Origin of the sequence: Flavobacterium seoulense, assembly GCF_000695795.1 — a bacterium.
GTDB lineage: Bacteria > Bacteroidota > Bacteroidia > Flavobacteriales > Flavobacteriaceae > Flavobacterium > Flavobacterium seoulense.
In genome coordinates this window covers 73,434-86,000 of the sequence record NZ_JNCA01000029.1, presented here as the reverse complement: position 1 = coordinate 86,000, position 12,567 = coordinate 73,434, and the positions used below count along the sequence as shown (strand labels likewise).

12 protein-coding genes are annotated in these 12,567 nt (G+C 31.4%); 6 read left to right on the top strand and 6 right to left on the bottom strand.

The genetic code is table 11. The features are described from left to right. Nucleotides 1-251: 251 nt before the first annotated feature. Nucleotides 252-2,027: a 30S ribosomal protein S1 gene (gene rpsA / locus FEM21_RS14290; protein ID WP_035661740.1), complete on the bottom strand. Its 1,776-nt coding sequence runs from the start codon at nt 2,025-2,027 to the stop codon at nt 252-254. Between the two features lie 478 nt (nt 2,028-2,505). Between rpsA and FEM21_RS14285 the strand changes: the two genes are divergently transcribed. Together FEM21_RS14285 and FEM21_RS14275 are read left to right on the top strand one after the other, a co-directional pair. Beyond that, a complete protein-coding gene (locus tag FEM21_RS14285; protein WP_035661737.1) occupies nt 2,506-3,105 on the top strand; it encodes a hypothetical protein in 600 nt (199 codons plus the stop codon). 56 nt (nt 3,106-3,161) lie between these two features. After that, nucleotides 3,162-3,815, top strand: a complete 654-nt coding sequence (locus FEM21_RS14275; protein ID WP_152547419.1) for a hypothetical protein — start codon at nt 3,162-3,164, stop codon at nt 3,813-3,815. A gap of 137 nt (nt 3,816-3,952) precedes the next feature. Here FEM21_RS14275 and FEM21_RS14270 read toward each other — a convergent pair whose 3' ends face one another. Beyond that, complete coding sequence (locus tag FEM21_RS14270) at nt 3,953-4,342, bottom strand: GreA/GreB family elongation factor (protein ID WP_035661728.1); 390 nt, start codon at nt 4,340-4,342, stop codon at nt 3,953-3,955. Nucleotides 4,343-4,990: 648 nt separating this feature from the next. Here FEM21_RS14270 and FEM21_RS14265 point away from each other — a divergent pair. Then, on the top strand, nt 4,991-5,428 hold the full coding sequence (locus FEM21_RS14265; RefSeq protein WP_035661725.1) for an Hsp20/alpha crystallin family protein: 438 nt from the start codon (nt 4,991-4,993) through the stop codon (nt 5,426-5,428). Nucleotides 5,429-5,507: 79 nt separating this feature from the next. Here the strand turns inward: FEM21_RS14265 and FEM21_RS14260 are convergent, their stop codons facing one another. From FEM21_RS14260 to FEM21_RS14250, 3 genes are all read right to left on the bottom strand, one after another. Continuing rightward, the gene (locus FEM21_RS14260) at nt 5,508-6,884 is read right to left on the bottom strand and encodes a nucleoside permease (protein WP_035661722.1); all 1,377 of its coding nucleotides are present in this window, start codon (nt 6,882-6,884) and stop codon (nt 5,508-5,510) included. 54 nt (nt 6,885-6,938) lie between these two features. Next, nucleotides 6,939-7,685 carry a (d)CMP kinase gene (cmk, locus tag FEM21_RS14255; protein ID WP_051627617.1) on the bottom strand — a complete coding sequence of 249 codons (747 nt, stop codon included), beginning with the start codon at nt 7,683-7,685 and terminating at the stop codon, nt 6,939-6,941. A gap of 108 nt (nt 7,686-7,793) precedes the next feature. Beyond that, on the bottom strand, nt 7,794-10,049 hold the full coding sequence (locus tag FEM21_RS14250) for a M1 family metallopeptidase (RefSeq protein WP_035661719.1): 2,256 nt from the start codon (nt 10,047-10,049) through the stop codon (nt 7,794-7,796). Nucleotides 10,050-10,171: 122 nt separating this feature from the next. Between FEM21_RS14250 and FEM21_RS14245 the strand changes: the two genes are divergently transcribed. Both FEM21_RS14245 and FEM21_RS14240 read left to right on the top strand, forming a co-directional pair. After that, nucleotides 10,172-11,026, top strand: coding sequence for an aldose 1-epimerase family protein (locus FEM21_RS14245; protein WP_035661716.1), 855 nt, complete (start codon nt 10,172-10,174; stop codon nt 11,024-11,026). 122 nt (nt 11,027-11,148) lie between these two features. Continuing rightward, nucleotides 11,149-11,706: a DUF3575 domain-containing protein gene (locus FEM21_RS14240; RefSeq protein WP_035661769.1), complete on the top strand. Its 558-nt coding sequence runs from the start codon at nt 11,149-11,151 to the stop codon at nt 11,704-11,706. On the opposite strand, the gene FEM21_RS14235 is transcribed toward FEM21_RS14240, so the two are convergent. Continuing rightward, a complete protein-coding gene (locus FEM21_RS14235; RefSeq protein ID WP_035661713.1) occupies nt 11,703-11,930 on the bottom strand; it encodes a VF530 family protein in 228 nt (75 codons plus the stop codon). The genes FEM21_RS14240 and FEM21_RS14235 overlap by 4 nt on opposite strands. A gap of 172 nt (nt 11,931-12,102) precedes the next feature. On the opposite strand from FEM21_RS14235, the gene smpB reads away from it, so the two are divergent. Beyond that, a complete protein-coding gene (gene smpB, locus FEM21_RS14230) occupies nt 12,103-12,561 on the top strand; it encodes an SsrA-binding protein SmpB (RefSeq protein WP_035661709.1) in 459 nt (152 codons plus the stop codon). Nucleotides 12,562-12,567 lie beyond the last annotated feature (6 nt).

Sequence of the window (12,567 nt, the reverse complement as noted above, 5' to 3'; positions counted from 1 at the left end):
GTATAGGACGATGTAGCTCTTTTGATACGCAATCGCTAATATAATTCGAGTTGTATATTATAGTTACTATTGCCGATTCGTTGTTGTCTTTTTTTTTTTTTTTTTTATGGTACGGCTAACCACCAGAACTAAAACCCTCTATTTGTCCGCAACGGCAGATGGGGTTAAGAGAAAATTTCAGGACGGGACAAGTAATTTCAAAAAAAAAGCCTCACATTTCTGTGAGGCTTTATATTTAGAAAATCTAAGAATTATTTTTTCTCTGATTTTTCCATTTTAGCTTTCAAAGCAGCTAATACATCATTGTTGTCACCTAAAGTCGCAGCTGGTGCGTTAGTAGATGCAGCAGAAGTATTTTCAGCAGCAGCTTTTACGTTTTTCTCTTCTTCTTCTCTAAAGATAGCAGTGTGAGAAGCAACTACTCTTTTGAATTCTTTATTGAATTCAATTACTTTAAAATCAGCTGAATCACCTTTTTTCAATTTCTTTCCGTCTTCTTTTTCTAAGTGACGAGTAGGAATGAAAGCAACGATATCATCTCCGAATTCTACAGTAGCACCTTTGTCAACGATTTCAGAAATCTCACCATTGTGGATAGTTCCTACAGCGAAAGAATCTTCGTATTGATCCCAAGGATTAGCAGTAGTTTGTTTGTGACCTAAAGATAATTTACGTCCTTCAACATCTAATTCTAATACAACAACATCAAGTTTTTCACCAACGTTTACAAATTCAGATGGGTGTTTGATTTTCTTAGTCCAAGATAAATCAGAAATGTAGATTAATCCATCAATTCCTTCTTCTAATTCTACGAAAATACCAAAGTTTGTAAAGTTTCTAACGATACCTGTGTGTTTAGAACCTACTGGGTATTTAGAAGTAATATCAGTCCATGGATCTTGAGTCAATTGTTTGATACCTAATGACATCTTACGATCGTCTCTATCTAAAGTTAAGATAACTGCTTCAACAACATCACCTACTTTTACGAAATCCTGAGCAGAACGTAAATGAGTAGACCATGACATTTCAGAAACGTGGATTAAACCTTCAACACCTTCAGCAACTTCGATAAACGCACCGTAATCAGCGATTACAACTACTTTACCAGAAACTTTATCACCAATAGTTAAGTTAGCATCTAATGCATCCCATGGGTGAGCGTTTAATTGTTTCAATCCTAATTGGATTCTTGTTTTCTCATCATCGAAATCAAGGATTACAACGTTTAATTTTTGGTCTAATTCAAGAACTTCAGATGGGTGGTTGATTCTTGACCAAGAAAGGTCAGTAATATGGATTAATCCGTCAACACCACCTAAGTCAATAAATACACCGTAAGAAGTAATGTTTTTAACAACACCTTCTAATACTTGTCCTTTTTGTAATTGACCGATGATTTCTTTTTTCTGTACCTCGATATCAGCTTCGATAAGCGCTTTGTGAGATACAACAACATTTTTGAATTCGTGGTTGATTTTTACCACTTTGAATTCCATAGTTTTGTTTACGTAAACATCGTAGTCTCTAATTGGCTTAACGTCAATTTGAGATCCTGGTAAGAACGCTTCAATTCCAAAAACGTCAACGATCATACCACCTTTAGTTCTGCATTTAACGAAACCATTAACGATTTCTCCAGTTTCATTAGCAGCAATAACTCTATCCCAAGACTTGATAGTACGTGCTTTACGGTGAGATAATACTAATTGACCTGTTTTATCCTCACGGATGTCGATTAATACCTCTACTTTGTCACCTACTTTTAAGTTTGGATTGTAACGGAATTCATTTAAAGAAATAACACCTTCAGACTTAGCATTGATATCAACGATAACGTCTCTATCAGTAATTCTAACTACAACTCCTTCAACTACTTCTTCTTGATCTGTAGAAATGAAAGTTTTTGATACTAATTCTTCGAATTCTAGTAAGTTTTTTTCATCTACTGCATCAATACCTTCTTCAAAGTTGTGCCAGTTAAAATTTGCTAAAAACTCTTCTTGTGATTTAATTTGTTCAGACATGCTGATAAAAAATTTGTATTCTGTATTCTCTCGAGTTTCTTAATGTGATAGAAAACAACAGAAGTTGTTGATATAATTAGTTGATACCTAAAGGAAACTCTTATCCACCAAAAGGTGCGCAAAATTAACACATTTTTCTGTAACCACAAAACAAATCCCACTGATAATCACTACTTAAACCAGACAAATTCATTTTTATCCTCTTTTTTTTCTTTTTTAGGAGCACAATGAGTTGGTTTTCAAAGCACTTCCCTCCTGCTGTCCGCTCTATCTCTTGTCTCGTCTTTTGGGACGAGACAAGAGGATGCCGCTTCCATCAGGGCTATTTAGTTTGTTTTGTTTTTAGAAGATATTTTGTAAAAATATTTTGATATATTTGAAAGAAATATAACAGTTGCCATACCGATTTACAAAAAACGGGTTGACTTTCTACTGTTTTTTCATGCATCCAAAATAGTTAGTATAAATACACTTTCCAATGAACGAAAATCTTAAACCGAACGATTCAGAAATAGAATTTTTAACTTTAGCTTATAATCGTTTCTTTGATTTGTATGACGAAGTTATGCTTGATTCATTTTGGGAGAAAGATGATTGGGAAAGATTTTCGAAAATTAGCCAAGTGTTTGTTATTTATGCTGAACTACTAAATTACGAACCTTTAAAATGGATTATTGAGAAATTAAAAACTGCTCGTCCACCAATGGAGTCAGAAATCGGGAGTGAACTTTTTAAATTTGTTAGAAATATTTTTTCTCATTTTCCTTTCTTTAAAAAATGGGATGATGTTTGGATAAATAAATCAATCGTAAATTGGTATAAGGAAGGACAAACTATAGATAAATTTTTAAAAAAGTATGAAGGCAAAACAGAAGTTAAATATAGATTTTGGGAACCTAAGAAAAATATAATGACATATTTATCAATTTCTTTTCCCGTAATTTATAATGACAATTCTAAAATCTTTCTGAAAGACATTATTTCTGAAAAAGATGGTGTTAAATTTTCATTCATTCTGATGAAACAAATATTGAGCACTCAAATCGAATCAATGAAACCAAATAACACGGATTTGTGATGCATACTCAGAAACAGTGAGCAAAAAAAATTATATTAGTAAAATTCATTTCAACAATGAAAAAACACTCCATACCAACTTTTTCTTTTTTGATTGTATTTTTGTTTCTATTACAATCTTGTAATAACTCAAAAATAAGCCATTCAGAAACAATTAAAACGAAACCAACTGAAAAAGTAAGTAATACTGAAAAGCGAACATCAGTCAAAGAAACTAACAATCAAATAGAAGTTTTTGATGCGAACAAAATGTTATTTAATGGAAAAGTAAGCAGGTATTTTTCATTGAAAGAATTTGAAATATTCTTTGATAAAGCAGACAGTACAAAACTAATGAGCGAAGAAGAACCTTGTGCTTATATTTTTGAAAATCCGGACGGAAGCAAAGATTTAGAAGACAAATATTTATACAAAAACGGCTCCCGATTTGAAAACAGCAAAGACAAAGTTGCCGTTGATGAATTTCGTTTTACTAAAAACAACTATTTAAAATACAATAATGTTATTCTAAATTCGGACACTACAATAAATGATCTACGAAAATTATTTCCTAATGCTGTCAATACAATTCACACTTTAGACGTATATGGAGAAGGAAAATTACAAGTCATTCAATTAAGAGAAGACAAAGACAATATTTCTGACGGACATATTAAAGTTTTTCTAAAAAACGGGAAATTGTATTTTATGCATTGGTGGTTTCCTTGTTAAAACAAATCCCCATCCCCAAGATAATTGTAATTAGTATATTTAGAAAAATTTACAGTAAAAAATGATTTTAAAAATAGAAAAGTCGTCCATTTCAATACAGAAACAGACGACTTTTTTAATTTAATATGCAATTTGAATTATACTAATCGCTCAACATTTACAATTTCTAATTCCTTTTGTTCAGCATTAAAATTCCAGTGAATTACATCGCCTATCTTACATCCAACGAGAGCCAAACCAATGGTACTTAAAATAGATTCGGTATTGTTGCGCCTTTTTGCACGATCAGGCGCTACAAGAGTATATATTTCCTCCTGATTTGTAACTTTATTTTTAACTGTAACTTTTGTATCAATTGTTACCACGTCTAAAGGCAAATTTTTTCGTGTAACCTGTTTTGCTTTTTTTAATTGATTTTTTAAAACTTCTTCTTCTTCAACAGTTACTTTTTTTCTTCTAACATGATCTTTAATCAAATCATAAATACCTGTTGTTAATACAATTTCTTGTTCTGCAGCTTGAATCATTTTTTGTTCTTTTTTATATCAATACTTAAAGCTTCATTGTATAGTACCCAAAATTATTCCTCCCCTATACTTTCGAATTGGAAAAGAACAACAATAAATCAGCTTAGTAATGATTGATGAATTATTAATTTATAAAGAAATAGGAAAAATTCCCTGCCTTGGGCGGACAGGGCTTACTTTATAAACTCTTTAGAACATTTTAAGAATGAGTCGTCATGCAAATAGAACAATATAAATAACTGCCCTATTGCAACGGTAATGATTGAATAAAAAAATGAGAAATCCATAGTCTTTTCAATTGAAACAGCAAGCTACAAATTATAAAGGGAACAACCACTTCTTTTAACAATTTGAAAACAATTAAAGCAGTAACTAGACAAGTGAAAAAAACAAGATATCGATATTCCTAAATTTAGAATCTGCTAAGTGTCCTCATGAAGCAAATTTTATAGAAGTAATTTAAAACACTGACTTTTAAACCATTTAAAAACTGAAAAATTGACATTTCATTCTTAAAAATTAATAAAATTTTCAGAATCAAAAAGACATAAAAAAAGCCAACAACTAACGTATTGTCAGTATTTTGCAAATGGTATTTTCTTTGCTGTTTCACAATAAAAATATTGTTTAACTTAAAATTTTATTATTATGACACTTGTTAGATATCAAAATCAATGGCCTGGTTTATTTGACAGATTTTTTAATAATGATTTTGAAGGTTGGAATAGAAATAATTTTTCAATGACCAACACTACGCTGCCTACTTTAAATATTAAAGAAACTAAAGATTCTTTTTTAGTAGAAGTAGCTGCTCCCGGTTTTGAAAAACCAGATTTCAAAATTGAACTGAATAATGATTTATTAACAATCTCTTCAGAAAAAAAACTAAACAATGAACTCAAAGACGGTGAAAGAATTACCAAACAGGAATTCAGCTATCAGTCTTTCAGTCGCTCCTTTACGCTTCCTGAACATGTGGACGAAGAAAAAATCTCGGCCAAATATGAAAACGGAATTTTATCTATCGATATTCCTAAAAAAGAAGAGGCAAAACCCAAATCTCCAAAACTTATCGATATTAAATAAACCAAACTGTTAGCTAAAAACAAAAATGAGTTAGGAATTACCTAACTCATTTTTTATATAAATACGTTTAAAAATATCTTTAATGCTTATAATTTTCAATCACTTTAGGATCATGTTTATGTTTAAACAAAACAGCAAAAACTATAGCAACAACCAAAGCATATAAAGCAAAAGACAACCATATTGTTTGCCAGTCTTTCATAAAAACAGCCTGACTAAAATCTCCGTTTGTATCAATATTTACAGCCTGATTCTTTAGAAAATCATTCATTAACACATTAGAAGAATTGGTATTCAAAAAACGGGCTAATTCGATTGTATTTGTAAATGCTTTGGTAAAAAAATGATCAATAATCCATCCCGAGCTGAGACTTCCTAAAATGGCACCAAAACCATTGGTCATCATCATAAATAACCCCTGAGCTGAAGAACGAATTTTAGAATCAGTATTCGTTACTATAAATAAAGAACCCGAAACATTAAAAAAGTCAAATGCCATTCCGTAAACAATACAAGACATTATAATCATCCATAAGCCATCTAATGGATTTCCGTAAGCAAAAAAAGCAAAACGCAATACCCAGGCCATCATACTAATCAGCATCACTATTTTGATTCCAAAACGTTTCAGAAAAAACGGAATTGCTAATATAAATAAGGTTTCAGATATTTGAGAAATAGACATAATAATCGTTGAATATTTCACCACAAATGAATCAGCATATTCTGGGAAATATTTGAATTCGTCTAAAAAAACATCACCATAAGCATTTGTTAATTGCAAAGCGCCGCCTAAAAACATAGAGAAAATAAAAAACAAAGCCATTTTGTAATTTCCAAACAACTTAAAAGCTTCTAAACCTAAAGTTTCAACCCATGAAGCATTTTCTTTAGTTAATTGCTGCGGCTTACATTCCGGCAATGTAAAAGCATAAATCCCTAAAATTAAAGCTCCAATTCCGGCAATGTAAAACTGATATTCTGTGGCTTTACTTCCTGACAAATTAGTAATCCACATAGCAACGATAAAACCAACAGTTCCCCAAACACGAATGGGCGGAAAAACTTTCACCACATCACTTTTTTCGACAATTAAAGCATTATAAGAAACGGAATTACACAATGAAATAGTAGGCATATAAAAACACATGGCTAATAAAATCACATAAATAAAAGTAGTAGAATCAGTCACAGCTGGTAAACAAAATAAAACTCCGGCATACAATAAATGAAGTACACTGTATAGTTTTTCGGCATTTATCCATCTATCTGCAATTATTCCGGTGAGCGTAGGCATAAACAAAGAAGCAATTCCCATGGTACTAAAAACAAGGCCAAACTGAGTACCATCCCAATGTTTGGTGCCAAACCAATAATTGGCTATTGTAATCAACCAGGCGCCCCAAACAAAAAACTGGAGAAAACTCATTAAAGCTAACCTAAATTTAATACTCATCAGAAAGAATTTTGTTTATTCAAAATATAAATTTAATGTTAGTTTTACCAAATACTAACCCTTTTGCAAAACCTCATTAACCAAATCTAATACCAATCCAAATTGTTCTTCTCTATTCAGGTTTGAATTATCAATTTCGACTGCATCATCAGCTATCACTAATGGCGAATTGCTGCGGTGTGTATCGATATAATCGCGTTCTTCTACATTTTTAAGCACTTCTTCAAATGTAACCTGATCGCCTTTTTGAACTAATTCATCAAAACGTCTTTGAGCACGGGTTTGTGCGCTGGCAGTCATAAAAATCTTCAATTCGGCATCTGGAAAAACAACCGTTCCTATATCTCTGCCATCCATAACGATTCCTTTGTTTTTTCCCATTTGCTGTTGTTGCTCGACTAATTTCGTTCGTACTTCGGGAATTTCGGCAACTTTACTAACATAATTAGAAACTTCAATGGTTCTAATTTGTTTTTCAACATTTTCATCATTCAAATACATTTCGGCAAAGCCCAATTCGGCATTGAATTTAAATTGCAAACGGATACTTGGCAGACTGTTTATCAAAGTTTCTTTATCAAAAAAATCGGGAGTAATATAGCCGTGTTCCATCGAAAAAAAAGCGATTGCGCGATACATAGCACCAGTATCTACAAATACATATCCTAACTGTTTTGCCAGTTGTTTCGCCAAAGTACTTTTTCCTGTAGAAGAAAATCCATCAATTGCAATCGTAATCTTTTTATCCAAAATGAAGTTGTTGAAAAAATTAGTAATAAATAAAACGCAATAAAAGTACATTTTTTTAATCGTAGCAAACAAAGATTTTTTAAGATATAATAATTATTTAAAACAAAAACGGCTATTGAAAATTCAATAACCGTTTTTGTTTTAATAGAAATTTGTAATTTATTTTTCTTTGGTAAAAGGAATTACTCTTCCATCTCCAATAGTCATATCAAATCCTGTTTTATCAGCATTATATTTGAATTTTAAACCCGCACGTTTCGATTCAAATTCATCTTTCCCAATCATATCAACAGAGAATTCCGGATAATCAGTAATTTCTACATTCAGTAAAGTATTTTTTTCTGATATAACAATCTTTATTGGCACTCTCGCATTCGAAAAAGTTCCTAAATACGGATCATAAATCATGTCTTCTTCTACTAAACCCTTGCTGGAAGTCCAAACATTATTTGCCGAATTACTATCCGGAAAAACACGATCCGGATCTAAAGTAATTTTTTCAATTTCCTCTGTAGAATTGTGTTGAAAAGTCCATGTTGTATTTTTTTGCCATACTTCTACTGGTATTTTCACGCGATCGACTTTTCCGCTTTTCAGTTTAATATCCATCACAACCGGCATTGGCATTTTTTCAAAATTTTCAATAGTAATAAATACTCCTTTTTTAGGATTGTTTTTCACATATTTTATTCCGTTTATCCCCTGATCAAATTTCCAATTGTACTGAAACCAACCTCGCCAGAACCAACCTAAATCTTCTCCTCCAACATTTTCCATCGTTCTGAAAAAATCATCCGGTTGTGGATGTTTAAAAGCCCAGCGCTCTACATAAGTTTTTAAAGCCAAATCAAAACGTTCTGGTCCTAAAACCTGCTCACGCAAAATAACTAATCCGGCACTTGGTTTAGAATAACACAAATCACCAATGTGCTCTTCTTTCATATTATCTGGCGAAGTCATAATAGGTTCCAAAATAGCATCTGTGTATGAAGTACCTTTTTCATGCATGTCTTCTTTGTCTTCCTTGTACTCGCCATTATTAAAATCAAGATCACTCAACGAATTAATAAAAGTATTAAAACCTTCGTCCATCCATCCAAATAAACGTTCGTTAGAACCTACAATCATTGGAAACCAGTTGTGTCCAAATTCATGATCGGTAACACCCCACAATCTTTTTCCTTTTGATTTCCAACTGCAAAAAACAATTCCCGGATATTCCATTCCGCCTTCATTCCCCGCAACATTTGTTGCTACAGGATAGGTATATTCCATCCATCTTTTAGAATAATTTTCTATCGAATGCTTTACATATTCAGTCGAACGTCCCCAGGCATCATTTCCGTCACTTTCTACCGGATAAGCTGATAATGCCAATGATTTTTTACCACTTGGTAAATTAATTCGAGCTCCGTCTAAAATAAAAGCTGGCGAAGAAGCCCAGGAAACATCACGGGCATTAACCATTTTGTAACGCCATGTTTTAGTTCCCGTAGTTGTCGTTTTTTTTGCTAATACATCATCTTTAGAATGAATAATAACTGTTTTATCACTTTCTTTTGCCTGTAAAAAACGTTTGTATTCCTCTGCCGAATATACTTCTTTAGGATTCAATAATTCACCGGAAGAAACCACAATATGATTTGCTGGAGCCGTGATAGCAATATCAAAATCACCATACTCTAAATAAAATTCAGAAGCACCTAAATAGGGATTAGTATTCCATCCTCTTACATCATCATACACACACATACGAGGATACCATTGAGCAATAGTAAATATTTTTCCGTTTTTAGTTTCTAAAACCCCTGTTCTGTCTGAACCTTCATTAGGCGAAATATAAGAAAACTCAATTTTGAACTCAATTTTCCCTCCTTTTGATTTTAATTCTTCAGGGAGAAATAATTGCATACGAGTGTCACTAATAATGTATTTAGCTTCAACATCGGCAACTTTTTTATTATCGATTTTAATAATTTTTACCGACTTTATTTTATGACCTCCGTCAAAAATTTGTCCTCGTTTACCATTTCTGCTTCCTGTAATAGGTACAATAGCCTCACCTCGAGAATCAGCCTTGAATAAATTTTGGTCTAAATTTAACCACAAAAACGACATAGAATCGGTACTATTATTAGTGTACGTAATAATATCTGTTCCTACAATTTCATTAGTTTGTGCATTTAAAGTTGCTGTCAATTTATAATCGGCACGGTTTTGCCAATATTCAGCTCCTGGCTGACCACTTGCTGAACGTGTAGCAGTTCCATTTTTAGTGTAAAAAAATGGAGCAAAAGCATCATGATAATTATAATTAGAAGTCGGTTTTAGAACTGATTTTTCCTGAGCCTGAACGGATAAAGTCCCTAAAAATAATGCTATCTGAAAAATAGCACCTAATCGAATGTTTCTCATATTTTTTCAATTTGAAACAAATTAATAAAAAAAATCACATATTCCTTTCATTAAATTAGAGCTTTAATTAAAATTTATGAAATATATTTATCGAAAAATATATTTATTAAAAATTTACTATTTTGACATCTACAATTTCTAACGAATTTATTACCGCAAATATCAATCATAAAGGTGCCGAATTATTCTCATTACTGACAAATGATACCAATAAAGAATACATATGGGAAGGCAATCCTGATTTTTGGGGCAAACATTCTCCTGTTTTATTTCCCATTGTTGGTACACTTAAAAACAATTCTTATACTTTAAATAACCAGAAATATTCTCTATCCAGACATGGTTTTGCAAGAGACATGACTTTCGAACTAATTGAAAAAACTAAAAATAGTGCTATTTTTTCAATACAATCAAACAAAGAAACTTTAAAAGTATATCCATTTGATTTTGAATTTCAGATACACTATTCAATCGAAGAGAAAAATCTGATCATTCAATATAAAGTAATTAACAAAAATCAATCTAAGATGCCGTTTTCAATAGGCGCTCATCCTGCTTTTGCTTTAAATGGAAATTTTGAAAATTATGCTATTGAATTCGAAAAAGACGAAACTTTAGTTTACCATCTTTTAGAAAATGATTTAATCTCTAGTAAAACCGAAACTCTTGAAAAAACAGACAATTTGGTTAAATTAAATTATTCTTTATTCGAAAATGACGCTTTGATTTTTAAAAGTTTAATATCAAAAAAACTAGCTGTTTTACACAATAATAATCCTTTATTAAAAGTTCATTTTCAGGGATTTCCTCACTTAGGAATTTGGACAAAAAAAGACGCTCCCTTTCTTTGTATCGAACCTTGGCATGGTTATTCTGACACTAATGAAACAACAGGAAATTTATTCGAAAAAGAAGGAATTCAAGTCATTGAAGCAAATGATATTTTCACTTCACAATTTAAAATTGAGATAATTTAATTAATTAATTCACGCAATAATTTACTTTTTAATTAACATATTATAATAAATATATTACAAGCTAAAAAATTATATTTGTAAACTAATTGGCAATAAATTAATGTTGCTTGACAAAAAAATTAATGAAAAAAGCAATATTATTTTCGCTTCTAGTTTTTATTTCACTTGTATCCAGAGCACAAACCTATATCAAAATTAATGGTTTAAGTGCTTTGGTTGCTGTTCCTCAACTAGGAATTGAAACGAGTATTGGAGCAAAATCTACTTTTAGTATTGATGGTTTTGCTTCTTTTTGGAAATCTTTTGATGGAAAACCAATGCAGGCTTTAATGATAACTCCTGAATACCGTTATCACTTTCATGAAAAGTTCAATGGCTTTTATACAGGATTTCATTTTGGAGGCGATGTATATAAAATACAAAAATGGAATTATTGGGGAACGAATCATTATGAAAAAGGTCTAGGTTACCACATTGGTGCCACAATTGGTTACCAAAAAAGATTAAGTGATAAATTTGTTCTAGATGCTTTTATTGGTGGTGGCTGGCATCAGGGATTTTATAAAGGCTATTATTTAGATGGAACGCCAGGAAGATACGAATCAGTAAAAAACTTTAATAAAAGTGGTGAATGGCTTCCGTACCGAGGCGGTATTATGATTTCTTATAAATTGAATTAATTAAATTTAGATAAAGATCTAACATACAACTCTTCGACTTTTTTTCTGGCCCAATCAGTTTTTCTTAAAAAAGTCAAACTTGATTTGATACTTGGATTATCATTAAAACATTTGATATTTATTAATTCGCCTAAAGTATCAAAGCCATAAAAATCAACTAATTTTTCCAATATCATTTTTAGAGTAATGCCGTGCAACGGATCGTTTGAAGTTTGTTTTTCCATAAAGCAAATTTATACCAAATTTATATTTTAGTCCAAAATATTCTGGTATAATGCCGATGTAATATGAAAATAGCACAATGAAATTGGGCTATATTGAATATACAATCGGTATTAAATCAAAATCACTAAAAAATTGTGGAGTTTTAGTAATTGTTCCTACATTTGCAATCCTATGCTAAAAAATGTCAACATACTTAATAAAAGAGCGCGATTTGATTATGAAATAATCGAAAAGTATACTGCTGGAATTGTTTTGGCAGGAACCGAAATCAAATCTATCCGATTAGGAAAAGCGAATATTACCGAAAGCTTTTGCGAATTTAATAGCCATAATGAACTTTTTGCCATTAACACTTATATTGAAGAATATAGTTTTGGAAATCAATTCAATCACAAATCCAGAAGCGAACGAAAATTACTCCTGAACAAACGAGAATTAAAAAATCTTGCCCGAAGTGTTCAGGCCAAAGGTTTAACCATTATTCCTTTGCGATTATTTACTAATGAAAAAGGAATTGCAAAACTGGAAATTGGTCTTTGTAAAGGAAAGAAAAACTACGACAAACGTGAATCTTTAAAAGAACAGGATACCAAACGTGATTTGGACAGAATAAAAAAGGCTTTTAATTAATTTTAA

Excerpts from the sequence above, each read along its gene's own strand:
- rpsA (WP_035661740.1), bottom strand. The coding sequence starts at position 2,027 with ATGTCTGAACAAATTAAATCACAAGAAGAGTTTTTAGCAAATTTTAAC.
- FEM21_RS14285 (WP_035661737.1), top strand. The coding sequence starts at position 2,506 with ATGAACGAAAATCTTAAACCGAACGATTCAGAAATAGAATTTTTAACT.
- FEM21_RS14275 (WP_152547419.1), top strand. The coding sequence starts at position 3,162 with ATGAAAAAACACTCCATACCAACTTTTTCTTTTTTGATTGTATTTTTG.
- FEM21_RS14270 (WP_035661728.1), bottom strand. The coding sequence starts at position 4,342 with ATGATTCAAGCTGCAGAACAAGAAATTGTATTAACAACAGGTATTTAT.
- FEM21_RS14265 (WP_035661725.1), top strand. The coding sequence starts at position 4,991 with ATGACACTTGTTAGATATCAAAATCAATGGCCTGGTTTATTTGACAGA.
- FEM21_RS14260 (WP_035661722.1), bottom strand. The coding sequence starts at position 6,884 with ATGAGTATTAAATTTAGGTTAGCTTTAATGAGTTTTCTCCAGTTTTTT.
- cmk (WP_051627617.1), bottom strand. The coding sequence starts at position 7,685 with ATGTACTTTTATTGCGTTTTATTTATTACTAATTTTTTCAACAACTTC.
- FEM21_RS14250 (WP_035661719.1), bottom strand. The coding sequence starts at position 10,049 with ATGAGAAACATTCGATTAGGTGCTATTTTTCAGATAGCATTATTTTTA.
- FEM21_RS14240 (WP_035661769.1), top strand. The coding sequence starts at position 11,149 with ATGAAAAAAGCAATATTATTTTCGCTTCTAGTTTTTATTTCACTTGTA.
- FEM21_RS14235 (WP_035661713.1), bottom strand. The coding sequence starts at position 11,930 with ATGGAAAAACAAACTTCAAACGATCCGTTGCACGGCATTACTCTAAAA.
- smpB (WP_035661709.1), top strand. The coding sequence starts at position 12,103 with ATGCTAAAAAATGTCAACATACTTAATAAAAGAGCGCGATTTGATTAT.